The organism is Ruegeria sp. AL11, assembly GCF_056540865.1.
Genome location: NZ_JBQFXO010000017.1, coordinates 25,661 through 52,351 on the forward strand (window position 1 = coordinate 25,661; position 26,691 = coordinate 52,351).

Consider the following 26,691-nt stretch of genomic DNA (forward strand, 5'->3'; position numbering starts at 1 on the left):
CAGCATGAGGCTTTCCTTTCGCGTTTTCTGTATGCGCCTAGGATGATGTTTCCCTGTACAGGATGCGAGCCAATTGCTATTTCTATATGTAAGTTGGGATTACATATGAACTGGTTGAAACTGCCTCCTCTCTCGTCCCTTCGCGCTTTTTCGGCTTTTGCTGAGAAGGGTGGTGTGGTGCAGGCCGGAGCGGCGCTGAATGTGAGTCACGCTGCCATAAGCCAGCAGTTGCGTGTGTTGGAGAAGCACATGGGCGTCGCTCTGGTCCGGCGCGATGGGAAGTCGCTCTCCCTGACACCCGAAGGCACGCATCTGGCGCGTGCGGTGCAGCTTGGTTTCGGTTCAATCGGCGCAGCCGTGGAAGAGGTGATGAGCGCAGGCGGCGCCCGTCCGGTTCACGTGTCGCTGACACCAACGTTCGCCGCCTCGTGGTTAATGCCGCGACTGCCGGAATTTCAGGCCAAATACCCTGAAATCAGTCTGACGATCGACCCTTCTCCGCATCTGGTGGAATTGACACCGGGCGGCGTCGATGTCGCGATCAGGTACGGCTCCGGAGGGTGGCCTGGTGTGGATTGCGAAATGCTGCTTGAAACCCCTTTTGTTGTCGTTGCGGCCCCCAGCCTGCTGGGCGGTCGGTCGGATTGGACACCGGAAGAGTTGAGCCAGCTGCCTTGGCTGGAAGAGTTTGGCACCACCGAGGCCTCGACCTGGCTGGCCAGACGTGGAGTTGATCACCCGCCTCAGGGGCGGCGCATCTCGCTGCCGGGGACCTTGCTGCTTGAAGGGCTGCGGGCAGGGCAGGGTGTCACAGCCACGGTGCGACATTTCGTCGAGCAGGACATCAAGGCGGGCCGCCTTGTCGAGCTCCATACTGAGCCTGAAAGCAGCGGATACCACGTTTTGACGGCAAAAACGCCTCTTAGACCGGCGGTAAAGACTTTTGTCAGCTGGTTGAGGCGGCAGGCGAGTGACGCACGGTAAAAGGTGTTTGTCCGATGCGCGTTTTGACCCATGTCAATGTTTGCGCGTCCATGATCTGGAAGAACACACTTCCATAAGACCCATCCTTGGAGCCAGCCAGTGAGCGATTCCGATCCCGCCCCCAGCTTGTATGCCGCCCGAGAACCTATCTTTCCTCGGCGTGTCTCAGGTCCGTTCCGGAACCTGAAATGGATTATCCTGATTGTGACCTTGGGGATCTACTACGTCACCCCTTGGATCAGATGGGACCGAGGGCCCAGCCTGCCGGATCAGGCTGTGTTGCTGGACCTGGCAAACCGCCGCTTCTATTTCTTCTGGATCGAGATCTGGCCGCACGAATTCTACTTTGTTGCGGGCCTTCTGATCATGGCCGGTCTTGGGCTTTTCCTGTTCACATCGGCCTTGGGCCGGGTGTGGTGCGGATATGCTTGCCCGCAGACCGTCTGGACCGACCTGTTCATTCTGGTCGAACGCTGGATCGAGGGCGACCGCAATGCCCGCTTACGCCTGCACCGGCAAGAAAAGATGGACCTCCGCAAGGCCCGCTTGCGTCTGACGAAATTGACCGCATGGTTCCTGATCGGCCTCGCAACCGGCGGAGCCTGGGTCTTCTACTTTGCCGACGCGCCAACCCTTCTGCATGATCTGGTGACCGGCAACGCACACCCGGTTGCCTACACGACCATGTTGATCCTGACCGGCACAACTTTCTTATTTGGTGGCTTCGCGCGCGAACAGATCTGCATCTATGCTTGCCCTTGGCCGCGCATTCAGGCCGCGATGATGGACGAGGACACTCTGGTCGTCGGCTATCGCGAATGGCGCGGTGAGCCGCGCGGCAAAGGCAAGCGCACGGCCGATTCCGAACTGGGTGATTGCATCGATTGCATGGCCTGTGTGAATGTCTGCCCCGTTGGTATCGACATTCGCGATGGTCAGCAGTTGGAGTGCATCACCTGCGCCCTTTGCATCGACGCCTGCGACGACATGATGGCCAAGATCGGTAAACCGCGGGGTTTGATCGACTATATGGCGCTGAGTGATGAGGCGCATGAGCGCGCAGGTCAGCCACCTAAGAATATCTGGAAGCACATTCTGCGTCCGCGCACGATCATGTACACCGCGTTGTGGTCTCTGGTCGGTTTCGCGCTGCTGTTTGCCCTGTTCATCCGGTCCGATATCGACCTGACGGTCGCGCCTGTGCGCAATCCGACCTTTGTGACTATGTCGGACGGCACCATCCGCAACACCTACGACGTGCGCCTGCGCAACAAACATGGCGAAGAACGTCCGTTCAATCTGTCTCTGACCGGCGATCCGGCCATGTTACTGGAAATCGAAGGCGTTGACGGGCAAACTGTTACTGTGGCCCCCGATACCGCGCAACTGGTACGCGTCTACATTACGGCGGCGCCTGACACGGGGCCTGCGCGTGCGGATACCTCCGCCGTCCGGATCTGGGTTGAGGATATCGACAGCGGCGAACGCGCCTATAAAGACACAAGCTTCAACGGACGAGGGAACTGATCATGTCCGAGCGGAAATTCACCGGTAAACACGCCCTTGCGGTGTTCGTATGTGCCTTTGGTGTGATCATCACGGTGAACCTGATCCTGGCCTATAGCGCGGTCAAAACCTTCCCGGGGCTGGAGGTCAAAAACTCCTACGTTGCAAGTCAGGAGTTCAACGACCGTCTGAAGGAGCATCAGGCGTTGGGCTGGGAGGTGCGCGCAGAAAACACGGGCGGTCTGCTGATCCTGCACATCACCGATGCCACCGGCGCGCCGGTTCAGGTGGCTGAGTTGCAGGCCGTTGTGGGCCGTGCAACCCATGTGCGCGATGATTTCTCGCCCGATTTCACCTTTGACGGGCTTGCCTATGCAACGCCTGCGACGCTGGGCAAGGGGAACTGGAACATCCGTCTGGTCGCCCGCGATCATTCAGGGGCCGAGTTCGCTCAGCGGGTACCCCTGTACGTGAAAGGGTAGGGCGGTGACGGTTCAGCTATCCTCAGGTACGTCGGCTTGTCCGGGGTGTATCGCCGCCCCGGCGGAAGCTGCGCGGCCGATCCCTGAGGATGTTCAGATCGCGTTGTCTCTGCCCGGCATCCATTGCTCGGCTTGTATCGCCAATGTCGAGCGGGCTTTGAACGCCCATCCGGGGGTCGGGGACGCGCGCGTCAACTTGACCCTGAAACGTGCGATGATCAAAGCCGCGCCTGAAATGCGCGCTGCTGATCTGATACCGGTGTTGGAGCACGCGGGTTATGAGGCGCATGAGCTGGACGCTGGTGCCCTGTCGGCCACCAGTGCGAACAAGGCGGGGCGTGACCTGCTGATGCGCTTGGCGGTGGCCGGGTTTGCCTCGATGAACGTGATGCTGCTGTCGGTCTCGGTCTGGTCGGGGGCGACGGACGCGACGCGGGATATGTTCCACTGGATCTCTGCCGCAATCGCCCTGCCTGCGATAGCATTCTCGGCCCAGCCCTTCTTTGCCAACGCTTGGTCGGCCCTTCGCGTGCGTCGGCTGAACATGGATGTGCCGATCGTTCTGGCGATTCTGCTGGCGCTGGTGACGTCGCTTTGGGAAACAGCGCTGAGCGGCGAACACGCCTATTTCGACGCCGCGCTGACGCTAACCTTCTTTCTGCTGGCAGGTCGATACTTAGACTACCGCACCCGCGCCGCCGCGCGGTCCGCGGCTGAGGAGCTGACAGCGCTAGAGGTCCCTCGTGCCCTTCGGCTGATCGACGGCTCTGAAGAAGAAGTCGCTGTATCCGCCCTGGCCGTCGGAGACCTGATCCTTGTGCGGCCCGGAGGGCGGATGCCGGTGGATGGCCAGATTGTCTCAGGCCAGTCTGAATTGGACCGCTCCCTGCTGACGGGTGAGACCCTGCCTGTATTTGCTGAGGCAGGCCAGATCGTCAGCGCTGGCGAGGTCAACCTGACCGGCCCTCTGACCATCCGCGCCACGGCGGTTGGCGAAGATACATCCCTCCATCGTATGGCTGATCTCGTGGCCATCGCCGAATCCGGCCGGTCTAGATACACCTCGCTAGCGGACAAAGCGGCCAAGCTTTACGCCCCCGGCGTTCACATCCTGTCGGCGCTCAGCTTTGTGGGCTGGTACATCTATTCCGGCGACCTGCGCACGGCTCTGAACATCGCGGCAGCGGTGCTGATCATCACTTGCCCTTGCGCTCTGGGGCTGGCGGTTCCTGCGGTGACCACGGCGGCCTCGGGTCGGTTGTTCCGCAAGGGGATGCTGATAAAACACGCCACCGCGCTGGAGCGTCTGGCCGAGGTCGACACGGTCGTCTTCGACAAAACCGGCACTCTAACCTCCGGCGCGCCCGAGGTGATCAATCTGGGCTATCACACCACGGCCGATCTTGAGATCGCACTGGCTCTGGCTGAGGCATCGGCGCATCCCTTGTCGGTCGCTCTGGCCAAAGCGGCGCGTGAGGCCGGGATCAAACCCGCTAAGCTGCGCGATATCGCCGAGGTTCCGGGCTTTGGCACCGAAGCCCAGTATCGAAACCAGCGCGTGCGCCTTGGACGTGCGGCTTGGGTCGGTGCGGAACAAGGGGTCGAGACCTCTGCATGGCTGTCAGTTGGATCGAACGCGCCGGTGGCCTTCCGGTTTACCGATGCCTTGCGGCCGGGCGCGGCCGAGGCCGTCTCGGGCTTTGCCAAGGCCGGAAAGCAGGTGGTCCTGATTTCAGGCGATTCGACGGGGGCGGTGAAAGCACTGGCCGTGAAACTGGCGATCGAGAACTGGATTGCCGAAGCGCTGCCTCAGGACAAGGCGCAGCGCATTCAGGACCTCAGCGAGCGGGGCCACAAGGTCCTTATGGTGGGCGATGGCCTGAATGATACGGCAGCCCTCGCGGCAGCGCATGTGTCGATCTCGCCTGCCTCGGCCCTGGACGCGGCGCGCGTTGCGTCTGACATCGTACTTCTGGGAACTGACTTGTCCCCCATCGCGGATGCCTGCGACACAGCCGTCAAAGCCACGAAACGGATTCGCGAGAATTTCCGGATTGCCACGGTCTATAACGTGATTGCGGTGCCGTTGGCGGTGATCGGGCTAGCCACGCCATTAATCGCAGCGTTGGCGATGTCGACCTCGTCGATTACCGTATCTTTGAATGCCCTGCGGCTGAGGTAACTGTCATGGAAGTGCTCGCTTATCTGATCCCGATTTCCCTGTTTCTGGGCGGAATTGGCTTGGTTGCTTTTGTCTACACGGTCCGCTCGAACCAATACGAAGACCCCGAGGGCGATGCGCGCCGTATCCTCAGCGATGAATGGGATGACAAACCCAAGCAGTAGCTGGCTGAGGGTGCAAAATCACAGTTGATCCCAACCGCCCTTGAAATTGCCGCAATGCCCGGCTATGTCCGGCCTATCCGCTAGCAGAGAGAACCCGCCAAATGGCCACCACCAACCCGATCCAGTTCATTCAGCAAGTTCGAGCCGAAGTTTCCAAGGTCATCTGGCCGACCCGGCGCGAGGTGCTGTTGACCACGGTCATGGTGTTCATCATGGCTGCTCTGACCGCTGTTTTCTTTGCTCTGGTCGATCTGGGCATTCGTGGCGGTTTGCAACTGATCCTGGGCGCGTTCAGCTAACGCCCCTCAAGCGCGGAAACACCGCAGCCCCCCTTGCACAGCACGGAATCTCAGAGTACTTCACACGGGACTATTCGGAATGGGCGTGTGGCGATTCGGGCTGCGCGCCGCTTTTTATTCCGGAACACGCGGACAGGCCGCGACAGGATTTTAATACAGGGTGAACCCGCGATGCGGGGCTTGGCCCAAGACAAACAAGGACGACAGGTTCATGGCGAAACGGTGGTACTCGGTCAGCGTTCTTTCGAATTTCGAAAAGAAGATCGCAGAGCAGATCCGCACGTCGGTGGCTGAACAGGGTCTTGAGGACGATATCGACGAAGTACTGGTCCCCACCGAAGAGGTGATCGAAGTCCGTCGCGGCAAGAAAGTCACGACCGAGCGCCGGTTCATGCCCGGCTACGTGCTGGTTCACATGGAAATGTCGGATCAGGGCTATCACCTGATCAACTCGATCAACCGCGTCACCGGTTTCCTTGGTCCCCAAGGCCGCCCGATGCCGATGCGCGACGCCGAAGTGAACCAGATCCTGAACCGCGTTCAGGAAGGTGAAGAAGCGCCTAAGCTGATGATTAGCTTCGAGGTCGGCGAGAAGGTCAAGGTCAACGACGGCCCGTTCGAAGATTTCGACGGCATGGTCGAGGGCGTGGACGACGAGAACCAGAAGCTGAAAGTCTCGGTTTCGATCTTTGGTCGGGAAACGCCGGTCGAGCTGGACTTTACGCAGGTTACCAAGCAGGGCTGATTGCCCGGACCGGGCAACCTGAGTTGGTCCTGATATCAGTTTGCTTCGTCGGGCTTCTCGGCGGGCAGACTTTCGCTCCATTTGCGCAGTTCATCCAGAAAGCCAAGGGCGGTACGTCCGAAATCGGTTATCTCGTAGTCCACGGATAGTGGTCTCGTATCCAGCACGTTGCGGCGAACCAAGCCTTGTTGTTCAAGCTGTCGTAGCCGCTCTGTGATCATCTTTTTGCTGGCGCCACTGATCATCCTCGACAGGTTGTTGAAACGCACCGGGCCATCCTTGAGATGCCAAAGGATTGATCCTGTCCATTTACCCCCGATGATACGCATACCTTGTTCAATCGCGCAGGGTGCTTCGCATGCGTCTTTCACCGTTTTTCGGCCATGTTGATCTTGGTGAATATGCGCTTCCATCGGTGCATCCTTTGCCCTGACTAGGTTACAAAAAGTAAACTAGTTGATTTTTGATATTTAGTGCGCAGCTTTTGAAAGGTCCATTGGATTAACGATCTCTATTGGAGAACTTAAATGTCGCAACCTGCAATTCACCTCTACACCGCAGCAACTATGAACGGATATAAACCAGTCATTTTTCTGGAAGAGGCTGGTATCCCCTACGATCTGACCGCTATCGACTTTTCAAAACAGGAGCAGAAAACGCCTGAATACCTGTCGTTGAACCCAAACGGGAAAATCCCGACAATTGTTGACCGCGATCAGGACCGCGCAATTTTCGAGAGCGGTGCGATCCTTTGGCACTTGGCCGAGAAATATGGGAAATTTCTTCCTGATGATCCGGAAAAGCGCTTGGACGTGATGCAATGGATGTTTTTCCAGGTTGGTCACGTCGGACCAATGATGGGGCAGGCCATGTACTTTCAACACATCGCAGCGCCGAACGGCCATACAGAGCCATTTTCGATCAAGCGCTATGTTGATGAATCGCGACGGCTGCTTGAAGTTCTCAACACCCGACTGGACGGCCGCCACTGGCTTGCCGCAGATGAGTATACAATCGCGGATATGATGACGTACCCTTGGGCGCGTGCCTATGTTTGGGCACGGGCGAGCGTTGAAGGTCTCCCGCATTTGCAGGCTTGGTTCGATCGCATTGACGCGCGCCCGGCGGTTCAAAGAGCGTTGACCATCCCGAAAAGCAACCCGCAGTTTTGGGACGTTAACGCAGATGCCAGTGCGTTTTCGAAAGAGAACGCCGCCCGATTTGCCAGCGATGTAAAGAAGTAGGGCATCCCCAATGCTGGTTCTGCGCGGCTTTGGGCTGTGCCGGTCTTGCTGCGCCTGGCAAGACTGCATCCAAAGTGGTCGTCGTTGAGAGCGCGTCGACCACTTGCCAACCCCGCCATTCCACTGTAGATGCCGCCTCTATCGTCTTCGGGCGAGATTCTCTCGTGGGAGGTTTCAGGGATCGCGATCCCGGATCGGACCACGCAACATAAACCGGGTGGGACGCGTCCTGCCTACGTTGAAAGGAAAGCCAAATGGCTAAGAAGCTTGCTGGTACAATGAAACTGCAGGTTCCTGCAGGTCAGGCGAACCCGTCGCCTCCAGTTGGTCCGGCGCTGGGTCAGCGCGGCATCAACATCATGGAATTCTGCAAGGCGTTCAACGCCAAGACCGCAGACATGGAGCAAGGCGCTCCTTGTCCGACCGTGATCACCTACTATCAGGACAAGTCCTTCACCATGGACATCAAGACGCCGCCCGCGTCTTATTACCTGAAAAAAGCAGCTGGTCTGAAGCCGGTTGGCAAGCGTAACCGCCCTCGTGGTGCGGAGAACCCTGGTCGTGAGACCGTGGCCACCGTAACCACCAAACAGGTTCGCGAAATCGCCGAAGCCAAAATGAAAGATCTGAACGCCAACGACGTCGAAGGCGCAATGCAGATCATCCTGGGCTCGGCCCGCTCTATGGGCATCGAGGTGAAGTAAGATGGCAAAACTCGGTAAACGTACCCGCGCTGCGCGCGAAGCTGTCGCCGGCAAGGAAAACCTGTCGGTTGAAGAAGCAGTTGCCCTGGTAAAAGGCAACGCGACCTCGAAATTTGACGAAACCATCGAAATCGCGATGAACCTGGGCGTGGACACTCGTCACGCAGACCAGATGGTTCGTGGCGTTGTTGGCCTGCCGAACGGCACCGGTAAAGCGATGCGCGTTGCTGTATTCGCGCGTGGACCCAAGGCGGACGAAGCGAAAGAAGCTGGCGCAGATATCGTTGGCGCAGAAGACCTGATGGAAACCATCCAGGGCGGCACCATCGAATTCGATCGCTGCATCGCGACCCCTGATATGATGCCGATCGTTGGCCGTCTGGGTAAAGTTCTGGGCCCGCGCAACCTGATGCCGAACCCCAAAGTTGGCACCGTGACCATGGACGTGAAAGCGGCCGTGGAAGCAGCCAAGGGCGGTGAAGTTCAGTTTAAGGCGGAAAAAGGTGGCGTTGTGCACGCAGGTGTTGGCAAAGCGTCCTTCGACGAAGCCAAACTGGCCGAAAACGTCCGTGCCTTCATCTCGGCCGTGGCCAAAGCCAAGCCGTCGGGCGCCAAAGGCACCTACATGAAGAAGATCGCGCTGAGCTCGACCATGGGCCCGGGTGTGACTCTGGACGTGGCGGCTGCAGCAGGCGAATAAGCCTTAACGCAGATGAAACAATCCTTGAAACCCGAGTAGCGCAAGCTGCTCGGGTTTTTTGCTGCCTTAGCGAAAGGCCTGTTGCAGTCGTATTTGCAGCCGGTCGCGTTTGCGCAGTTCGAACTCGCTGCAGGTGATGTCGGGTTGCCAGAGGCGCAGCCAGTCCTTCAGTAGTCGGCCCCGCAGGCAGCAATCGAGGATCTGAGTGTCAATCGGGTGGCGATACTGGCGGAAGAACATCTTCTTGTTGCGGGTCAGAGCGCCGCTTCGATCGATGTCCCTATCCGCCCCGTCCCGGAAGATATCCGCTTTCAGAAAGTCGACGATATCGTAGACGGCCAGCTTGTCGCGGGCCTCGGTGAAATCCAGCCCGATGGCGGTGCCTTGGCCCATGATCAGGTTCAGGCCGTGAAAATCCCCATGTGAAAACACGCGCAGGTCGGGGCGGTTTTTCAAGGATGCGGCTTCGGCCAGAAACACCTCGACCATGGGCTGGCTGACGTCCGAGATATGCGAGGGCACTTGGGTGGACTGCTCGCGTATGCTGTCGGTCATCCAACGCGGCCGAAACGCGTAGTCCGTGGCGGTGTGAACCCCGTGCAGGTCATGCAGCCACGACCCCGCACGGCGATAGACTTGTGCCACCTGGGCGTCGTCTTCGCTGTTGTAGATGATGTCTGTCGCGGTCGGACGCGCGACAAACTCGGTCACCATGAATGCGCCGCTTGGTGACATGTAGACGGGGCGAACGACCCGATTGTTTTTGGACGTCTTGAAGTGATCGGTCAGTTGCACCAGCAGATCGAACTCTTTGCGCAAGCGCCCTGTTTCCGGCGACAGTGTATCAAGTTTCAGCGCGTAGGAACGGTTCGAGGTTTCGACCTTCCACACCAGACGGCTATCGGGAAATGCATGGGATCGGCAGTGGAACCGGATCTGCGTGATGGGCGTGCACAGACAGTCCTGCGCCAACTCTTGGGCGCAGGCACTGGCCTTGTCGAATTCTTCCAGAGTAACCGCTGTCATTTTGCCTCAAGCCCGGAGTGTTTTCGGGCATTCATACCGGAGGTGACCGTAGCTGAAACCCACTGTCAATGACATTGCTGGCGTCTATTGACCGCTCTGCGGGTCGCCCCGCATACAAAGGGCGGTTCGGACCTGATGCCGCAAGTGCAAATAGGGGCAATTTACCCCTTGGAAACCCCCTCCATCTGCCCTAAGTAGGGCTGCGAAGTAAAGCGTGCGATTCGTCGTGCGCTTTATTTCGTTTCGTCCAAGACGGTGGGTGGTGCCAGATGGCCCTTAATTCCCTGCCTGAGACGGGTAAGACCAAAGAATTCTGAGGGTCCCACCCTCGGGCGCATTTTGGCCAATCCCGTAACAACGGACCTGAACGCTGGGGTTAACCCCTCGGCAAATATGAGCCGGGGTGAGTGATCGCCCCAAACTTGGAGAGAACTGTGGATAGAGCCCAGAAAGAGAAAGTGGTCGAGGAACTCGGCCAAATCTTCGAAAGCTCTGGCGTCGTAGTGGTTGCTCACTACGCCGGTCTGACAGTTGCCGAGATGCAGGACCTTCGCGCACGTGCTCGTGACGCGGGCGGCTCCGTGCGTGTTGCCAAGAACAGGCTCGCCAAAATCGCCCTTGAGGGTAAGCCGTGTGAAAGCATGGCCGACCTGCTGACAGGGATGACCGTTCTGACCTATTCCGAGGACCCCGTGGCAGCAGCCAAGGTGGCCGAGGACTTCGCCAAAGAGAACCAAAAGTTCGAAATCCTTGGCGGTGCAATGGGCGAGAACGCTCTGGACCGGGCTGGTGTTACAGCCGTGTCGAAAATGCCGTCGCGTGAAGAGCTTATTGCTACGATCGCTGGTATGCTTGGCGCGCCTGCTTCGAACATCGCCGGTGCAATTGGCGCACCTGCAAGCAACATCGCAAGCATCCTTTCCACCATCGAAGAGAAGGCGGAAGCTGCGTAAGCGGTTGGCACTGAATGATCTGCGTATGGGATACCCCCTGACGTTGGAACACACACTGTAAACGGAAAGAGCTGATAAAATGGCTGATCTGAAAGCACTCGCAGAAAGCATCGTGGGTCTGACCCTGCTGGAAGCACAAGAACTGAAAACCATCCTCAAAGACGAATACGGCATCGAGCCCGCAGCAGGCGGCGCAGTTGTCATGGCTGCTGGTGGCGACGCCGGCGGTGCAGCTGAGGAAGAAAAAACCGAATTCGACGTCGTTCTGAAGAACGCCGGCGCATCGAAAATCAACGTCATCAAAGAAGTTCGCGGCATCACCGGCCTGGGCCTGAAAGAAGCCAAGGAACTGGTCGAAGCCGGCGGCAAGATCAAAGAAGGCGTGGACAAAGCAGAAGCAGAAGACGTCAAAGCCAAGCTGGAAGCAGCTGGCGCCGAAGTCGAACTGGCCTAAGCTTAGTCTCTGGCGCATCGCTGATGTGCCGAAAAATTTGGCTGGGTCCGGAGAAATCCGGGTCCAGCCGAACCTGTCTTAGAAAGGGCCTCAATTCGTGGGGCGTTTTCTAAGACACGGTTTTCGGATCGGGAGGCCGCCTTCGGGACGGTGGCCACGAATTGATCCGGGCGTGTCGTCTCGAATGTGCAAGATGCCGGGGCCCGACGGTGTCTTTGCCCGCTGAGAACATCGAAAGGTGACATCTGACATGGCTCAAACGTTCCTTGGCCAGAAACGTCTTCGTAAATATTACGGCAAAATCCGCGAAGTGCTGGAGATGCCGAACCTCATTGAGGTACAGAAATCTTCTTATGATCTTTTCCTGCGCTCCGGCGATGCAGAACAGCCCACGGACGGCGAAGGCATCAACGGTGTGTTCCAGTCGGTTTTCCCGATCAAGGATTTCAACGAAACCTCCGTTCTGGAGTTCGTGAAATACGATCTGGAAAAACCGAAATACGACGTCGAAGAGTGCATGCAGCGCGACATGACCTACAGCGCACCGCTGAAGGTCACTCTGCGTCTGATCGTGTTTGATGTCGATGAGGACACCGGCGCGAAATCGGTCAAAGACATCAAAGAACAGGACGTATTCATGGGCGACATGCCCCTGATGACACCGAACGGGACGTTCATCGTGAACGGCACCGAGCGTGTGATCGTGTCCCAGATGCACCGCTCGCCCGGTGTGTTCTTTGACCACGACAAGGGCAAGACCCATTCCTCGGGCAAACTGCTGTTTGCCTGCCGCATCATCCCGTATCGCGGCAGCTGGCTGGACTTTGAGTTCGACGCCAAAGACATCGTCTTCGCCCGTATCGACCGTCGCCGCAAACTGCCTGTGACAACCCTGCTATATGCACTGGGTCTGGATCAGGAAGCGATCATGGACGCGTATTACAACACTGTGTCCTACAAGTTGGACAAGAAGAAGGGCTGGGTCACGCCGTTCTTCCCCGAGCGTGTACGCGGCACCCGTCCGACCTATGATCTGGTTGACGCCAAATCTGGTGAAGTGATTGCCGAAGCGGGCAAGAAAGTCACCCCGCGCGCGGTCAAAAAGCTGATCGACGAAGGCACTGTCACCGACCTGTTGGTTCCGTTCGATCACATCGTTGGCAAATACGTCGCCAAGGACATCATCAACGAAGAAACCGGTGCGATCTATGTCGAAGCCGGTGACGAGCTGACGCTGGAATATGACAAGGACGGCGATCTGATCGGCGGCACCGCGAAAGAGCTGATCGACGCGGGTATCACCGACATTCCGGTTCTGGACATCGACAACGTCAATGTTGGTCCGTACATGCGCAACACCATGGCGCAGGACAAGAACATGAACCGCGAAAGCGCGCTCATGGACATCTACCGCGTCATGCGTCCGGGTGAGCCGCCCACCGTCGAAGCCGCGTCGGCTCTGTTTGACACTCTGTTCTTCGATAGCGAGCGTTACGACCTGTCCGCAGTTGGCCGTGTGAAGATGAACATGCGTCTGGCTCTGGACGCGCCGGACACCCTGCGCACCCTGCGCCGCGAAGACATCGTGGCCTGCATCAAGGCACTGGTGGAACTGCGTGACGGCAAAGGCGACATCGACGATATCGACCACCTCGGCAACCGTCGTGTGCGTTCGGTTGGCGAGTTGATGGAAAACCAGTATCGCGTTGGCCTGCTGCGCATGGAACGCGCCATCAAAGAGCGTATGTCGTCGGTCGAGATCGACACTGTCATGCCGCAGGACCTGATCAATGCGAAACCTGCTGCGGCTGCTGTCCGCGAATTCTTCGGCTCGTCGCAGCTGTCGCAGTTCATGGACCAGACCAACCCACTGTCGGAAGTTACTCACAAACGCCGTCTCTCGGCGCTTGGCCCCGGTGGTCTGACGCGTGAGCGTGCAGGCTTTGAGGTGCGCGACGTACACCCGACCCACTATGGCCGGATGTGCCCGATTGAAACGCCGGAAGGTCCGAACATCGGTCTGATCAACTCGCTGGCCACATTCGCCCGCGTGAACAAGTATGGCTTCATCGAAACACCCTACCGCGTCGTCAAAGACGCAGAGGTGACCGATGAGGTTCACTACATGTCCGCGACCGAGGAAATGCGTCACACCGTGGCGCAGGCGAACGCGACGCTGGATGCTGATGGCAAGTTCATCAACGATCTGGTCTCGACCCGTCAGGCTGGTGACTACACCCTCGCCCCGCGCGAGAACGTGGACCTGATCGACGTGTCGCCGAAACAGCTGGTCTCGGTCGCCGCATCGCTGATCCCGTTCCTTGAAAATGACGACGCCAACCGCGCTCTGATGGGCTCGAACATGCAACGTCAGGCGGTTCCGCTGCTGCGCGCCGAAGCGCCGCTGGTCGGTACCGGGATCGAGGAAAAGGTCGCGATCGACTCGGGCGCTGCGATTCAGGCGAAACGCGCTGGTATCATCGACCAGGTCGATGCCCAGCGTATCGTTATCCGCGCGACTGAGGATCTGGAACTGGGCGACGCTGGCGTTGACATCTATCGTCTGCGTAAATTCCAGCGTTCGAACCAGAACACCTGCATCAACCAGCGTCCGCTGATCAAGGTGGGTGACACCGTCCAGAAGGGCGAGGTCATTGCTGATGGTCCGTCGACCGATATGGGTGAACTGGCCCTTGGTAAGAACGTGGTCGTCGCGTTCATGCCGTGGAACGGTTACAACTACGAAGACTCGATCCTGATCTCGGAACGTATCGCGCGTGATGACGTCTTTACCTCGGTCCATATCGAGGAGTTTGAAGTCGCCGCCCGTGACACCAAGCTGGGCCCGGAAGAGATCACCCGCGACATTCCGAACGTCGGTGAAGAAGCGCTGCGCAACCTCGACGAGGCGGGCATCGTTTACATCGGTGCGGATGTTGAGCCGGGCGATATTCTGGTCGGCAAGATCACTCCGAAGGGCGAAAGCCCGATGACCCCGGAAGAAAAGCTGCTACGCGCCATCTTTGGTGAAAAAGCGTCTGACGTGCGCGACACCTCGCTGCGCGTGAAGCCGGGTGATTACGGGACGGTCGTTGAGGTCCGCGTCTTCAACCGTCACGGCGTCGAGAAAGACGAGCGTGCGCTGCAGATCGAGCGTGAGGAAGTCGAACGCCTGGCCCGTGACCGGGACGACGAGCTAGCGATCCTTGACCGTAACATCTATGCGCGTCTGCAAGGCCTGATCCTGGGTAAAACCGCTGTCAAAGGCCCGAAAGGCGTCAAGGCAGGGTCGGTGATTACCGAGGAACTGCTGGAAACTCTGACCCGTGGTCAGTGGTGGCAGCTGGCATTGGAAGGCGAGCAGGACGCACAGATCGTTGAGGCTCTGAACGAGCAGTACGAAGTGCAAAAGCGTGCTCTGGACGCCCGTTTCGAAGACAAGGTCGAGAAAGTCCGCCGTGGTGACGACTTGCCGCCGGGAGTGATGAAGATGGTCAAAGTCTTCATCGCCGTGAAGCGCAAGCTGCAGCCGGGCGACAAGATGGCCGGTCGTCACGGGAACAAAGGTGTGATCTCCAAGGTTGTTCCGATGGAAGACATGCCGTTCCTGGCCGATGGTACTCCGGTAGACTTCTGTCTGAACCCGCTTGGTGTGCCTTCGCGTATGAACGTTGGTCAGATCCTTGAAACCCACATGGGTTGGGCCGCGCGCGGTCTGGGTCTGAACATCGACGACGCTCTGGGTGAATACCGCCGCTCTGGCGACCTGACCCCGGTGCGCGAAGCGATGAAGCTGGCCTATGGCGAGAATGTCTACGAAGAAGGCATCACCGGTCTGGACGAGGATGGTTTAATCGAGGCTGCGGGCAACGTGACCCGCGGTGTTCCGATCGCAACCCCGGTCTTCGACGGTGCCAAGGAAGCAGACGTCAACGACGCGCTGGTGCGTGCGGGCTTCTCGGAAAGCGGTCAGTCGGTTCTGTTCGATGGTCGCACCGGTGAGCAATTCGCGCGTCCGGTGACCGTGGGCATCAAGTACCTGCTGAAACTGCACCATCTGGTGGACGACAAGATCCACGCGCGTTCGACCGGGCCGTACAGCCTGGTTACCCAGCAGCCGCTGGGCGGTAAGGCGCAGTTCGGTGGTCAGCGCTTTGGTGAGATGGAAGTCTGGGCTTTGGAAGCTTACGGCGCCGCCTACACCCTGCAGGAGATGCTCACCGTGAAATCGGATGACGTCGCCGGCCGGACCAAGGTCTATGAGTCGATCGTCAAGGGCGAGGATAACTTTGAAGCGGGCGTACCGGAATCGTTCAACGTTCTGGTTAAAGAAGTCCGTGGCCTCGGCCTGAATATGGAACTCCTGGATGCGGAGGTTGAGGAGTAAGGGCGCTGCCCTTTCTCCCGTCCCCCCTTCCGCAAGATTTGAGGTAACAAATGAACCAGGAAATCACCAACAACCCGTTCAACCCGCTGACGCCCCCGAAGGTCTTTGACGAGATCAAGGTCTCGCTGGCGTCGCCCGAGCGGATTCTGTCTTGGTCCTATGGCGAGATCAAGAAACCCGAAACCATCAACTACCGGACGTTCAAGCCCGAGCGTGACGGTCTGTTCTGCGCGCGTATCTTTGGCCCGATCAAAGATTACGAATGCCTGTGCGGCAAATACAAGCGGATGAAGTATCGCGGCGTTGTCTGCGAGAAATGCGGTGTGGAAGTCACCCTGCAGAAAGTCCGCCGTGAGCGTATGGGCCATATCGAACTGGCCGCGCCTGTTGCACATATCTGGTTCCTGAAATCGCTGCCGTCCCGCATCGGTCTGATGCTGGACATGACGCTGCGTGATCTGGAACGCGTTCTGTACTTTGAAAACTATGTCGTCATCGAGCCCGGTCTGACCGACCTGACCTATGGCCAGATGCTGACCGAAGAAGAGTACATGGATGCGCAGGATGCTTACGGCATGGACGCGTTCACCGCCAATATCGGTGCCGAAGCCATCCGTGAGATGCTGGCCCAGATCGATCTGGAAGCCGAAGCCGAGCAGCTGCGCGCTGATCTGGCCGAAGCAACCGGCGAGCTGAAGCCCAAGAAAATCATCAAGCGTCTGAAGGTTGTTGAATCCTTCCTCGAGTCGGGCAACCGGCCCGAGTGGATGGTGATGACCGTGATCCCGGTCATTCCGCCGGAACTGCGTCCGCTGGTTCCGCTGGATGGTGGCCGTTTCGCGACCTCGGATCTGAACGATCTGTATCGCCGCGTCATCAACCGGAACAACCGTCTGAAGCGTCTGATCGAACTGCGCGCACCTGACATCATCGTCCGTAACGAAAAGCGGATGCTGCAGGAATCCGTGGATGCTCTGTTTGACAACGGCCGTCGTGGCCGCGTGATCACCGGTGCCAACAAGCGCCCGCTGAAATCGCTGTCGGACATGCTAAAGGGTAAGCAGGGTCGCTTCCGTCAGAACCTTCTGGGGAAACGCGTCGACTTCTCGGGCCGTTCGGTCATTGTGACCGGTCCGGAACTCAAGCTGCACCAATGTGGTCTGCCCAAGAAGATGGCGCTGGAGCTGTTCAAGCCGTTCATCTACTCGCGCCTTGAAGCCAAGGGTCTGTCTTCGACCGTGAAACAGGCGAAGAAACTGGTCGAGAAAGAACGCCCCGAAGTGTGGGATATCCTCGACGAGGTGATCCGCGAACACCCTGTCATGCTGAACCGTGCGCCGACGCTTCACCGTCTTGGCATTCAGGCGTTCGAGCCGGTTCTGATCGAAGGCAAAGCCATCCAGCTGCACCCGCTGGTCTGTTCGGCCTTTAACGCCGACTTCGACGGTGACCAGATGGCTGTCCACGTCCCGCTGAGCCTTGAGGCCCAGCTGGAAGCCCGTGTTCTGATGATGTCGACGAACAACGTTCTGTCGCCTGCAAACGGCGCGCCGATCATCGTTCCGTCGCAGGATATGATCCTGGGTCTCTACTACGTGACCCTGGAACGTGAAGGCATGCCGGGCGAAGGCAAAGTGTTCGGTTCGATCGACGAAGTTCAGCACGCGCTGGATTCTGGCGAAGTGCATCTGCACTCGAAAATCACCGCGCGGATTACGCAGATCGACGACGAAGGCAACGAAGTTCAGAAGCGTTATGAAACCACTCCGGGCCGTCTACGCTTGGGTGCACTGCTGCCGATGAACAACAAAGCGCCGTTCGATCTGGTCAACCGCCTGCTGCGGAAGAAAGAAGTGCAGCAGGTGATCGACACCGTCTACCGTTACTGCGGTCAGAAAGAGTCGGTCATCTTCTGTGACCAGATCATGTCGATGGGCTTCAAAGAAGCGTTCAAGGCGGGCATCTCGTTCGGTAAAGACGACATGGTCATTCCGGACGACAAGTGGGGCATCGTTGATGACACCCGCGGTCAGGTGAAGGACTTTGAACAGCAGTACATGGACGGCCTGATCACTCAGGGCGAAAAGTACAACAAAGTTGTTGATGCCTGGTCGAAGTGTAACGACCGCGTGACCGAAGCGATGATGAGCACGATCTCGTCGTCGGATCGGGCTGAGGACGGCTCCGAGCAGGAACCGAACTCGGTCTACATGATGGCCCACTCGGGTGCGCGTGGCTCGGTCACTCAGATGAAACAGCTGGGCGGTATGCGCGGCCTGATGGCCAAGCCGAACGGTGACATCATTGAGACGCCGATCATCTCGAACTTTAAAGAAGGTCTTACCGTTCTCGAGTACTTCAACTCGACCCACGGTGCCCGTAAGGGTCTGTCGGATACCGCTCTGAAGACGGCGAACTCGGGTTACCTGACCCGTCGTCTGGTGGACGTGGCACAAGACTGCATCGTTCGTGAGATCGACTGTGGCACCGAGCGTGCGATCACTGCCGAAGCCGCCGTGAACGACGGTGAGGTTGTTGCCTCGCTGGCCGAACGTGTGCTGGGCCGTGTGGCGGCTGACGATGTTCTGCGTCCGGGCACCGATGAGGTGATCGTCGCAGCAGGTCAGCTGATCGACGAACGCATGGCCGACACCATTGATGAAGCCGGTGTTGCGTCGATGCGCATCCGCTCGCCTCTGACCTGTGAGTCCGAGGAAGGCGTCTGTGCAACCTGCTACGGTCGTGACCTGGCCCGCGGTACCATGGTGAACACAGGTGAAGCTGTCGGCATCATCGCCGCGCAGTCGATCGGTGAACCCGGTACACAGCTGACCATGCGGACCTTCCACATCGGTGGTGTTGCGCAGGGTGGTCAGCAGTCGTTCCAGGAAGCCAACCAGGAAGGCGTTGTTGCGTTCGAGAACCCGCAGATCCTGGTCAATGCCGCAGGCGAAAGCCTGGTCATGGGCCGGAACATGAAGCTGGTGATCAACGACGAACACGGCGAAGAGCGTGCCAGCTTCAAGCTGGGCTACGGCTCCAAGCTGTTCGTCAAGGACGGCACCAAGGTTGCTCGTGGCGACAAGCTGTTCGAATGGGATCCCTACACCCTGCCGATCATCGCCGAAAAAGCCGGTACTGCGAAATATGTCGATCTGGTTTCGGGCCTTGCTGTCCGCGACGAGACCGACGAAGCAACCGGTATGACCCAGAAGATCGTGATCGACTGGCGCGCGGCCCCCAAAGGCAGCGACCTCAAGCCCGAGATCATTCTGGTCGGCGAAGATGGCGAACCGGTCCGCAACGATGCGGGCAACCCGGTTCACTATCCGATGTCGGTGGATGCGATCCTGTCGGTCGAAGATGGTCAGAAGGTCGAAGCCGGTGACGTTGTTGCGCGTATCCCGCGTGAAGGTGCCAAGACCAAGGACATCACCGGTGGTCTGCCGCGTGTGGCCGAACTGTTCGAAGCGCGTCGTCCGAAAGATCACGCGATCATCGCAGAAGCCGATGGTTACGTGCGCTTTGGCCGCGACTACAAGAACAAGCGTCGCATCAGCATCGAACCGGCTGACGAGTCCATGGAGACCATCGAGTACATGGTGCCCAAGGGCAAGCACATCCCGGTCGCCGAAGGGGACTTCATCCAGAAGGGTGAATACCTGATGGACGGTAACCCGGCTCCGCATGACATCCTGTCTATCATGGGTGTCGAAGCGCTGGCGGATTACATGATCGACGAAGTGCAGGACGTCTATCGTCTGCAGGGCGTGAAGATCAACGACAAGCACATCGAAGTCATCGTGCGCCAGATGCTGCAGAAGTGGGAGATCCTGGATTCAGGCGACACCACCCTGCTGAAAGGCGAGCATGTCGACAAGCAAGAGTTCGACGCGGCCAACGAGAAGACCATCGCCCGCGGTGGTCGTCCGGCACAGGGCGAGCCGATCCTTCTGGGGATCACCAAAGCCTCGCTGCAAACACGTTCGTTCATCTCGGCGGCGTCGTTCCAGGAAACCACACGTGTGCTGACCGAAGCTTCGGTTCAGGGCAAGAAAGACAAGTTGGTTGGCCTGAAAGAGAACGTCATCGTTGGCCGCCTGATCCCCGCCGGTACCGGTGGTGCAACTCAGGCCGTCCGCCACATCGCGCAGTCGCGTGACAATGTGGTCATCGAAGCCCGCCGGGAAGAGGCCGAAGCCGCTGCTGCTCTGGCCGCGCCCAGTTTTGACGACGACATGGTAGGGGATGAACTGGACGTTCTGGTGGAAACACCGGAAAGCCGCGAGTAACCTTCGGATATGAGAGAAAGAAAAGGCCCTGCGATTTCGCGGGGCCTTTTTGTTTGCGCCCCCCGAAGCGCTCTTTCGCAAAGAAAATTATCAATGTGACCCGGTTTGTGGCATGGTTGCGCAAAGCAGAGGAGGGGGCCGCCATGACAACTCGGCAAACGCAAGGGCGCAAGCGCCTGTATGACAGCATTCTGGACACTGTCGGAGACACGCCCTGCGTGCGGATCAACAGAATCGCGCCCTCAAACGTAACAGTCTATGTGAAGTTCGAAGCGTTTAACCCGGCCAGTTCCGTCAAGGACCGACTGGCGCTGAACATCATCGAAGCGGCCGAGCGAGACGGTCGGCTGAAACCAGGTCAGACGGTGGTTGAGGCGACCTCGGGCAATACCGGGATTGGGCTGGCGATGGTCTGTGCGGCCAAGGGCTATCCTCTGGTTGTGACCATGGCCGACAGTTTTTCGGTCGAGCGGCGCAAGCTGATGCGGTTCCTGGGGGCCAAGGTTGTCCTGACTCCGCGCGCCCAGAAAGGGTTCGGCATGTATACCAAAGCCAAGGAGCTGGCCGAGCAGAATGGCTGGTTCCTCGCCAGTCAGTTTGAAACCGCGGCAAATGCCGACATTCATGAAAACACCACCGCGCGGGAGATTCTGGCGGATTTCGACGGGCAGAAGCTCGACTATTGGGTGACGGGTTATGGCACTGGCGGAACCGTCTCGGGCGTGGCGCGGGTTCTGAGGAAAGAACGCCCGGACACGAAGATTATCCTGACGGAACCTGCGAATGCGGCGATTGTCTCTTCGGGCTATGTGAACACCCGCAACGACACGCATCAGCCGACCGAAAGCCATCCGAACTTCGAGCCGCATCCGATTCAGGGCTGGACACCTGATTTCATTCCTTGGGTCCTGCAGGAGGCCATAGACAACGGCTTCTATGATGAATTGATCCCCGTGCCCGGCGCTGACGGTATTGCCTGGTCGCGCCGTCTGGCTGCGGAAGAGGGAATTTTCACCGGCATATCAGGTGGATCCACATTTGCGGTGGCGATGAAACTGACTGAGACCGCTCCGAACGGATCAGTGATGCTGGTGATGCTTCCAGACACAGGAGAGCGGTATCTTTCGACCCCGTTATTCGAAGGGGTGGAGGAAGAGATGACGGATGAGGAGATCGCGATTTCCAAATCGACGCCCTCGGCCCAGATGACGGGCTGAAGCGACTGGAAAACAACCGGTTACAGTTGCTCTTCGTGAAAAAATTTTAGGATTGAGACGCGCGAATTGACTTTGCGTGAGATTGAAGCGTGAATACCGCCATTGTTTGAAGGCCGAGTATTGTTTGAATGAGTCCGAATGTTAAAGGCGCGCTGCTGATGATGGCCAGCATGGCCGCATTTACAGTGAATGACACGCTGGTCAAAATCGCCCTGCGAGAGCTGCCCTTGTTTCAATTGGTTGCGATCCGAGGGGCTTTGGCGACTCTGCTTGTTTACGGGTTGGCGCGCCATCTTGGGGCGTTGCACCTGAATTTTTCACGGCATGACAAATGGCTGGTTTCCATTCGCTGTGTTGCTGAACTGTTCGCGACGTTTTTCTTTCTGACCGCGCTCAAGAACATGCCACTGGCGAATGTGACAGCGGTTCTTCAGGTGTTGCCGTTGACCGTGACGCTGGGGGCGGTCCTGTTCTTCTCGGAACATATCGGCTGGCGGCGCATTATGGCGATTGTCGTCGGGTTCATGGGCATGTTGCTGATCGTACGGCCCGGGCCGGACGGTTTCAGCGTCTATGCGATCTATGCGTTGCTGGCTGTGGTCTCGGTGACGATCCGAGACCTGATCACCCGGCGCATGTCACCGCAAGTACCGTCACTGGTGGTAACCCTTGCAACCTCGCTGTCGATCTCTGTCGCCGCAGGGTTGGTGTCGGTGTTTGAAGGGTGGGTCAACCTGTCCGGCGGGAATGCTGTTCTGGTGGCCTCGGCGGCTGTGTTTGTCCTGATTGGTTATCTGTGCAGCGTGATGGTGATGCGAGAAGGCGAGGTCGGTTTTATTGCCCCCTTCCGATACTCCAGCCTGATCTGGGCCTTGGGCTTGGGCTGGGTTGTGTTTGGCGAATGGCCCGATGCGGTGACCTTGTTCGGCGCCGGGCTGGTTGTCGCGGCTGGCTTGTTTACTCTGTTCCGCGAAAGGACAACTCAGGGCGCGCCGTGAACCCGCCGGACGATGCTTTGATCAATGGCAAAACGGGCGATGAACTCTCCCTCAAGTTCGGGGCTGAGGGCCGAGAGTTCGCGGTCATAGTTGCGCGCCCCGCGTGAGTCGTTGAACCCGTTGAGCGAACGCACCCACATTGGTGCATCGGTATAGCTGACGATCGGCATGAAGCGGCCCATGCGATGATGGGTAAAGCTGATGATGGTCTGTTTGCAGCCGCCTGCGATATGCATTCCAAGACCCACGCCCAAAAGCGGTTTATGCGTCGGTTTCGCTGTAATCCCATCGGTGTTGAGACGGGCAAAGAAGCCCTGATTGAAATCAATGCCGACAATGGTGCTGCGCTCCATCAGGCCCTTGCTGTCGCGGACGGCTTCGCGCAGACGCTCAACGAAATCCACGGATACGGCGTCGTCATCGTCGTGGCGGAATTGGATGCAAGGCTGATCCGGATCCTTGCGGGCCGCGTTCAGGATATCCTTCATGATATGGCGATGCGATTTGTCGGCCCGGGGCGATTCCTGAACGATCCGAACCTGTTTCACGTCGGCCGTCAGGTCGTGCAGCCTGTCATAGGCTTCTTTGGGCAGGCAGTCTCCAATCACCACCAGCAGCTCGAAATCCTCGTCGGTGTGTTCGCGAAAACAGGGCAGGGTCGAGGACTCGAACAGTCGGAACCTCTCTTCCAGACGGGTAGAGCTGTAGAGGTGACGACGCCGATCATCCAGGGTTTCATGTTCGGTCTGAAAGCTGCCAAGGGCCGGAAAGGAAAAGCGGCAAAGGCCGATAACCTGCATCTGTCATCCATAGCTAAGAGGTCTGCGCGCACTATGCCGGGCTATGCCTGCACCCGCAACGCCAGAAGAGGCTGGCCCGTGCTCGCAATCGTTGATATCACAGCGCAATCCGGCCAGTTTGGTGCCCAGATTTTCGCGCTGGGGTAAGTGCTGTTGACACTTGGGCCGACTCCCCCTATTACGCGCGTCATCTCGGTACCGGGGGCCGCCCCAAAACCGATTTCAGTAATGAACTGGTCAAGACCCGGACAATTTTGCAGTTCGCGTCCTCTGATAACAAACCGCGACGTTCACCTCGGAATGGGAACGCTCGCGGGTTTTGCGCTTGTGGACGCATAAGTGCAGCAAGTTTAACCGCACGCAATGCGCGTGCATGTCATGTGTGTTGCAAAACGGGGAAGAAACCGGAATGCCAACTATTCAACAGCTGATCCGCAAGCCGCGGCAGCCCAAAGTAAAACGCTCGAAGTCCATGCACCTGGAGCAGTGCCCGCAGAAACGCGGCGTCTGCACCCGTGTGTATACCACCACACCGAAAAAGCCGAACTCGGCTATGCGTAAGGTTGCCAAGGTGCGCCTGACCAACGGGTTCGAGGTCATCTCGTACATCCCCGGTGAAAGCCACAACCTGCAGGAACACTCGGTTGTTCTGATCCGTGGCGGCCGTGTAAAAGACCTTCCCGGTGTGCGTTACCACATCCTGCGCGGTGTTCTGGATACTCAGGGCGTCAAAGATCGTAAGCAACGTCGTTCGAAATACGGCGCGAAGCGTCCCAAGTAAGAAGGAGAGGCTGATATGTCACGTCGTCACGCCGCCGAAAAACGCGAAGTCCTGCCCGACGCCAAATTTGGCGACAAGGTACTGACCAAATTCATGAACAACCTGATGATCGACGGCAAGAAGTCGGTTGCAGAGCGCATCGTTTACAACGCGTTTGACCGCGTTGAGAACAAAATCAAGCGCGCACCTGTCGAAGTATTCCACGAAGCACTCGACAACATCAAACCGTCGGTCGAGGTTCGCTCGCGCCGCGTTGGTGGTGCAACCTATCAGGTTCCGGTCGAAGTGCGCCCCGAGCGCCGCGAAGCACTGGCCATCCGTTGGCTGATCACTGCTGCGCGTGGCCGCAACGAAAACACCATGGAAGAACGCCTCGCCGGCGAACTGCTGGACGCTGTACAGTCCCGCGGTACCGCCGTGAAGAAGCGCGAAGACACCCACAAGATGGCCGAGGCGAACAAAGCCTTCAGCCACTACCGTTGGTAATTCAGAGGCTTATCAAAAATGGCACGCGAATATCCGCTCGAACTATACCGTAACTTCGGTATCATGGCGCACATTGACGCAGGTAAGACCACCTGCTCGGAGCGTATCCTGTATTACACTGGTAAATCCCACAACATCGGTGAGGTGCACGATGGTGCAGCCACCATGGACTGGATGGAGCAGGAGCAGGAACGCGGCATCACCATCACTTCGGCTGCGACCACCACTTTCTGGGAGCGCACCGAGGACGGTCAGACCGCCGATACCCCCAAGCACCGCCTGAACATCATCGACACCCCCGGCCACGTTGACTTCACCATCGAGGTTGAGCGTTCGTTGGCGGTTCTCGACGGTGCCGTCTGCGTTCTGGACGCAAACGCAGGTGTTGAGCCCCAGACCGAAACCGTGTGGCGTCAGGCTGACCGCTACAAAGTTCCGCGTATGGTTTTCGTCAACAAAATGGACAAGATCGGCGCAGACTTCTTCAACTGCGTTCGCATGATCGAAGACCGCACCGGCGCACGCGCTGTTCCGGTTGGTATTCCGATCGGCGCCGAGTCCGAGCTGGAAGGTCTGATCGACCTGGTCACCATGGAAGAGTGGTTGTGGCAGGGTGAAGATCTGGGCGCAAGCTGGATCAAAGCTCCGATCCGCGACAGCCTGAAAGACATGGCTGACGAATGGCGCGGCAAGATGATCGAAGCGGCCGTCGAAATGGACGACGACGCGATGATGGAATACCTGGAAGGCAATGAGCCCGACGTTCCGACCCTGCGCGCCCTGCTGCGCAAAGGTACGCTGGACATCGCGTTCGTTCCGGTTCTGGGTGGTTCGGCGTTCAAGAACAAAGGCGTTCAGCCGCTGCTCAACGCTGTGATCGATTATCTGCCCAGCCCGCTGGACGTTGTTGATTACATGGGCTTCAAACCCGGCGACGAGGAAGAAGTTCGTGACATCGCACGTCGTGCAGACGACGAAATGGCCTTCTCGGGTCTGGCGTTCAAAATCATGAACGACCCCTTTGTTGGCTCGCTGACCTTCACCCGGATCTACTCGGGCACCATGAACAAGGGTGACTCGATCCTGAACTCGACCAAAGGTAAGAAAGAGCGCATCGGTCGTATGATGATGATGCACTCGAACAACCGGGAAGAGATCGAAGAAGCGTTTGCAGGCGACATCATCGCGCTGGCGGGTCTGAAAGACACCACCACCGGTGACACCCTGTGTGACGCGAAGGATCCGGTGGTTCTTGAAACCATGACCTTCCCCGATCCGGTGATCGAGATCGCGGTTGAGCCCAAAACCAAGGGCGACCAAGAGAAGATGTCCCAGGGTCTGGCCCGTCTGGCCGCCGAAGACCCGTCCTTCCGTGTGGAAACCGACCTGGAATCGGGTCAGACCATCATGAAGGGCATGGGTGAACTTCACCTGGACATCCTGGTTGACCGTCTGAAGCGTGAGTTCAAGGTTGAAGCGAACATCGGTGCTCCTCAGGTGGCCTATCGCGAAACCATCTCGATGCCGGTCGAGCACACCTACACCCACAAGAAACAGTCGGGTGGTTCGGGTCAGTTCGGTGAGGTTAAACTCGAGATCACTCCGACCGAGCCGGGCGAAGGTTATTCGTTCGAAAGCCGCATCGTTGGTGGTGCCGTTCCGAAGGAATACATCCCGGGTGTCGAAAAAGGCATCCAGTCGGTTATGGACAGCGGCCCTCTGGCTGGCTTCCCCGTGATCGACTTCAAGGTTGCCCTGCTGGACGGTAAGTTCCACGACGTTGACTCGAGCGTTCTGGCGTTCGAAATCGCGGCCCGTATGTGTATGCGTGAAGGCATGCGCAAAGCTGGCGCGAAACTGCTGGAACCGATCATGAAGGTCGAAGTGATCACCCCGGAAGAATACACCGGCGGTATCATCGGCGACCTGACCTCGCGTCGTGGCCAGGTGTCTGGTCAGGAACCGCGCGGCAACGCGATCGCAATCGACGCGTTCGTTCCGCTGGCGAACATGTTTGGCTACATCAACACTCTGCGTTCGATGTCGTCGGGCCGTGCCCAGTTCACCATGCAGTTCGACCACTACGATCCGGTTCCGCAGAACATCTCGGACGAGATCCAAGCGAAATACGCATAACCAAAGATTTGAGGGAGCGTGGGTATCACGCTCCCTTCATTACCGAAAAAGGAGGCCATCATGGCAAAGGAAAAGTTTGAGCGTACAAAACCGCACGTCAACATCGGCACGATTGGGCACGTTGACCATGGTAAGACGACGCTGACCGCAG

Annotated in this window: 23 protein-coding genes; 20 read left to right on the forward strand and 3 right to left on the reverse strand. The window is 58.2% G+C overall.

All coding sequences use genetic code 11. The features are described 5' to 3' along the window. The first annotated feature begins 105 nt into the window (after positions 1-105). The 7 genes from ACR0IP_RS21945 to nusG all read left to right on the forward strand — a co-directional run bounded on the left by ACR0IP_RS21945 (position 106) and on the right by nusG (position 6,362). The gene (locus tag ACR0IP_RS21945; protein WP_170375403.1) at positions 106-984 is read left to right on the forward strand and encodes a LysR family transcriptional regulator; all 879 of its coding nucleotides are present in this window, start codon (positions 106-108) and stop codon (positions 982-984) included. A gap of 99 nt (positions 985-1,083) precedes the next feature. After that, entirely contained in the window at positions 1,084-2,511 is a 1,428-nt protein-coding gene (gene ccoG / locus ACR0IP_RS21950) for a cytochrome c oxidase accessory protein CcoG (RefSeq protein WP_480527976.1), read from the forward strand. A gap of 2 nt (positions 2,512-2,513) precedes the next feature. Continuing rightward, positions 2,514-2,972 carry a FixH family protein gene (locus ACR0IP_RS21955; protein ID WP_170460237.1) on the forward strand — a complete coding sequence of 153 codons (459 nt, stop codon included), beginning with the start codon at positions 2,514-2,516 and terminating at the stop codon, positions 2,970-2,972. A 4-nt stretch (positions 2,973-2,976) separates the two neighbouring features. Then, complete coding sequence (locus ACR0IP_RS21960; RefSeq protein ID WP_170690598.1) at positions 2,977-5,154, forward strand: heavy metal translocating P-type ATPase; 2,178 nt, start codon at positions 2,977-2,979, stop codon at positions 5,152-5,154. Between the two features lie 5 nt (positions 5,155-5,159). Next, positions 5,160-5,318, forward strand: a complete 159-nt coding sequence (gene ccoS / locus ACR0IP_RS21965; RefSeq protein ID WP_170375394.1) for a cbb3-type cytochrome oxidase assembly protein CcoS — start codon at positions 5,160-5,162, stop codon at positions 5,316-5,318. A gap of 101 nt (positions 5,319-5,419) precedes the next feature. Next, positions 5,420-5,617 (forward strand): preprotein translocase subunit SecE, encoded by a 198-nt coding sequence (gene secE / locus ACR0IP_RS21970; RefSeq protein ID WP_170690596.1) that lies wholly within the window; start codon positions 5,420-5,422, stop codon positions 5,615-5,617. 211 nt (positions 5,618-5,828) lie between these two features. Beyond that, positions 5,829-6,362 carry a transcription termination/antitermination protein NusG gene (nusG, locus tag ACR0IP_RS21975; RefSeq protein WP_117872965.1) on the forward strand — a complete coding sequence of 178 codons (534 nt, stop codon included), beginning with the start codon at positions 5,829-5,831 and terminating at the stop codon, positions 6,360-6,362. Between the two features lie 35 nt (positions 6,363-6,397). Here nusG and ACR0IP_RS21980 read toward each other — a convergent pair whose 3' ends face one another. Further along, positions 6,398-6,775 (reverse strand): winged helix-turn-helix transcriptional regulator, encoded by a 378-nt coding sequence (locus tag ACR0IP_RS21980; protein ID WP_170690595.1) that lies wholly within the window; start codon positions 6,773-6,775, stop codon positions 6,398-6,400. Between the two features lie 114 nt (positions 6,776-6,889). On the opposite strand from ACR0IP_RS21980, the gene ACR0IP_RS21985 reads away from it, so the two are divergent. The 3 genes from ACR0IP_RS21985 to rplA all read left to right on the forward strand — a co-directional run bounded on the left by ACR0IP_RS21985 (position 6,890) and on the right by rplA (position 9,010). After that, positions 6,890-7,606, forward strand: coding sequence for a glutathione S-transferase family protein (locus ACR0IP_RS21985; RefSeq protein ID WP_480527979.1), 717 nt, complete (start codon positions 6,890-6,892; stop codon positions 7,604-7,606). Positions 7,607-7,860: 254 nt separating this feature from the next. After that, complete coding sequence (rplK, locus tag ACR0IP_RS21990) at positions 7,861-8,310, forward strand: 50S ribosomal protein L11 (RefSeq protein WP_113791694.1); 450 nt, start codon at positions 7,861-7,863, stop codon at positions 8,308-8,310. 1 nt (position 8,311) lies between these two features. Then, positions 8,312-9,010 carry a 50S ribosomal protein L1 gene (rplA, locus tag ACR0IP_RS21995; protein WP_170375389.1) on the forward strand — a complete coding sequence of 233 codons (699 nt, stop codon included), beginning with the start codon at positions 8,312-8,314 and terminating at the stop codon, positions 9,008-9,010. A gap of 66 nt (positions 9,011-9,076) precedes the next feature. Here the strand turns inward: rplA and ACR0IP_RS22000 are convergent, their stop codons facing one another. After that, the gene (locus tag ACR0IP_RS22000) at positions 9,077-10,036 is read right to left on the reverse strand and encodes a phosphotransferase family protein (protein ID WP_480527981.1); all 960 of its coding nucleotides are present in this window, start codon (positions 10,034-10,036) and stop codon (positions 9,077-9,079) included. Between the two features lie 434 nt (positions 10,037-10,470). On the opposite strand from ACR0IP_RS22000, the gene rplJ reads away from it, so the two are divergent. The 6 genes from rplJ to ACR0IP_RS22030 all read left to right on the forward strand — a co-directional run bounded on the left by rplJ (position 10,471) and on the right by ACR0IP_RS22030 (position 22,337). Next, on the forward strand, positions 10,471-10,989 hold the full coding sequence (gene rplJ, locus ACR0IP_RS22005) for a 50S ribosomal protein L10 (protein WP_170375385.1): 519 nt from the start codon (positions 10,471-10,473) through the stop codon (positions 10,987-10,989). Positions 10,990-11,068: 79 nt separating this feature from the next. Then, positions 11,069-11,443 (forward strand): 50S ribosomal protein L7/L12, encoded by a 375-nt coding sequence (gene rplL, locus ACR0IP_RS22010; RefSeq protein WP_008204003.1) that lies wholly within the window; start codon positions 11,069-11,071, stop codon positions 11,441-11,443. 250 nt (positions 11,444-11,693) lie between these two features. Further along, entirely contained in the window at positions 11,694-15,830 is a 4,137-nt protein-coding gene (gene rpoB / locus ACR0IP_RS22015) for a DNA-directed RNA polymerase subunit beta (RefSeq protein WP_170375383.1), read from the forward strand. Between the two features lie 50 nt (positions 15,831-15,880). Beyond that, positions 15,881-20,122, forward strand: a complete 4,242-nt coding sequence (gene rpoC / locus ACR0IP_RS22020; RefSeq protein ID WP_170471243.1) for a DNA-directed RNA polymerase subunit beta' — start codon at positions 15,881-15,883, stop codon at positions 20,120-20,122. A 143-nt stretch (positions 20,123-20,265) separates the two neighbouring features. Further along, complete coding sequence (locus ACR0IP_RS22025; RefSeq protein ID WP_480527984.1) at positions 20,266-21,339, forward strand: PLP-dependent cysteine synthase family protein; 1,074 nt, start codon at positions 20,266-20,268, stop codon at positions 21,337-21,339. A 128-nt stretch (positions 21,340-21,467) separates the two neighbouring features. After that, positions 21,468-22,337: a DMT family transporter gene (locus ACR0IP_RS22030; RefSeq protein ID WP_480527986.1), complete on the forward strand. Its 870-nt coding sequence runs from the start codon at positions 21,468-21,470 to the stop codon at positions 22,335-22,337. Here the strand turns inward: ACR0IP_RS22030 and ACR0IP_RS22035 are convergent. Then, positions 22,322-23,137 carry a putative rhamnosyl transferase gene (locus ACR0IP_RS22035; protein ID WP_480527988.1) on the reverse strand — a complete coding sequence of 272 codons (816 nt, stop codon included), beginning with the start codon at positions 23,135-23,137 and terminating at the stop codon, positions 22,322-22,324. The two genes, ACR0IP_RS22030 and ACR0IP_RS22035, sit on opposite strands and share 16 nt — an antisense overlap. 409 nt (positions 23,138-23,546) lie before the next feature. Here ACR0IP_RS22035 and rpsL point away from each other — a divergent pair, with 409 nt between their 5' ends. From rpsL to ACR0IP_RS22055, 4 genes are all read left to right on the forward strand, one after another. Then, the gene (rpsL, locus tag ACR0IP_RS22040) at positions 23,547-23,918 is read left to right on the forward strand and encodes a 30S ribosomal protein S12 (protein ID WP_005621086.1); all 372 of its coding nucleotides are present in this window, start codon (positions 23,547-23,549) and stop codon (positions 23,916-23,918) included. Positions 23,919-23,933: 15 nt separating this feature from the next. Further along, positions 23,934-24,404, forward strand: coding sequence for a 30S ribosomal protein S7 (rpsG, locus tag ACR0IP_RS22045; RefSeq protein WP_039529242.1), 471 nt, complete (start codon positions 23,934-23,936; stop codon positions 24,402-24,404). A gap of 18 nt (positions 24,405-24,422) precedes the next feature. Beyond that, a complete protein-coding gene (gene fusA, locus ACR0IP_RS22050; protein WP_170375372.1) occupies positions 24,423-26,540 on the forward strand; it encodes an elongation factor G in 2,118 nt (705 codons plus the stop codon). Positions 26,541-26,600: 60 nt separating this feature from the next. Beyond that, positions 26,601-26,691 (forward strand): GTP-binding protein (locus ACR0IP_RS22055; RefSeq protein WP_215675807.1); only part of this gene is annotated, 91 nt, incomplete at its 3' end.

Excerpts from the sequence above, each read along its gene's own strand:
- ACR0IP_RS21945 (WP_170375403.1), top strand. The coding sequence starts at position 106 with ATGAACTGGTTGAAACTGCCTCCTCTCTCGTCCCTTCGCGCTTTTTCG.
- ACR0IP_RS21955 (WP_170460237.1), top strand. The coding sequence starts at position 2,514 with ATGTCCGAGCGGAAATTCACCGGTAAACACGCCCTTGCGGTGTTCGTA.
- ccoS (WP_170375394.1), top strand. The coding sequence starts at position 5,160 with ATGGAAGTGCTCGCTTATCTGATCCCGATTTCCCTGTTTCTGGGCGGA.
- secE (WP_170690596.1), top strand. The coding sequence starts at position 5,420 with ATGGCCACCACCAACCCGATCCAGTTCATTCAGCAAGTTCGAGCCGAA.
- nusG (WP_117872965.1), top strand. The coding sequence starts at position 5,829 with ATGGCGAAACGGTGGTACTCGGTCAGCGTTCTTTCGAATTTCGAAAAG.
- ACR0IP_RS21980 (WP_170690595.1), bottom strand. The coding sequence starts at position 6,775 with ATGGAAGCGCATATTCACCAAGATCAACATGGCCGAAAAACGGTGAAA.
- ACR0IP_RS21985 (WP_480527979.1), top strand. The coding sequence starts at position 6,890 with ATGTCGCAACCTGCAATTCACCTCTACACCGCAGCAACTATGAACGGA.
- rplK (WP_113791694.1), top strand. The coding sequence starts at position 7,861 with ATGGCTAAGAAGCTTGCTGGTACAATGAAACTGCAGGTTCCTGCAGGT.
- rplA (WP_170375389.1), top strand. The coding sequence starts at position 8,312 with ATGGCAAAACTCGGTAAACGTACCCGCGCTGCGCGCGAAGCTGTCGCC.
- ACR0IP_RS22000 (WP_480527981.1), bottom strand. The coding sequence starts at position 10,036 with ATGACAGCGGTTACTCTGGAAGAATTCGACAAGGCCAGTGCCTGCGCC.
- rplL (WP_008204003.1), top strand. The coding sequence starts at position 11,069 with ATGGCTGATCTGAAAGCACTCGCAGAAAGCATCGTGGGTCTGACCCTG.
- rpoB (WP_170375383.1), top strand. The coding sequence starts at position 11,694 with ATGGCTCAAACGTTCCTTGGCCAGAAACGTCTTCGTAAATATTACGGC.
- rpoC (WP_170471243.1), top strand. The coding sequence starts at position 15,881 with ATGAACCAGGAAATCACCAACAACCCGTTCAACCCGCTGACGCCCCCG.
- ACR0IP_RS22025 (WP_480527984.1), top strand. The coding sequence starts at position 20,266 with ATGACAACTCGGCAAACGCAAGGGCGCAAGCGCCTGTATGACAGCATT.
- ACR0IP_RS22030 (WP_480527986.1), top strand. The coding sequence starts at position 21,468 with ATGAGTCCGAATGTTAAAGGCGCGCTGCTGATGATGGCCAGCATGGCC.
- ACR0IP_RS22035 (WP_480527988.1), bottom strand. The coding sequence starts at position 23,137 with ATGCAGGTTATCGGCCTTTGCCGCTTTTCCTTTCCGGCCCTTGGCAGC.
- rpsL (WP_005621086.1), top strand. The coding sequence starts at position 23,547 with ATGCCAACTATTCAACAGCTGATCCGCAAGCCGCGGCAGCCCAAAGTA.
- rpsG (WP_039529242.1), top strand. The coding sequence starts at position 23,934 with ATGTCACGTCGTCACGCCGCCGAAAAACGCGAAGTCCTGCCCGACGCC.
- fusA (WP_170375372.1), top strand. The coding sequence starts at position 24,423 with ATGGCACGCGAATATCCGCTCGAACTATACCGTAACTTCGGTATCATG.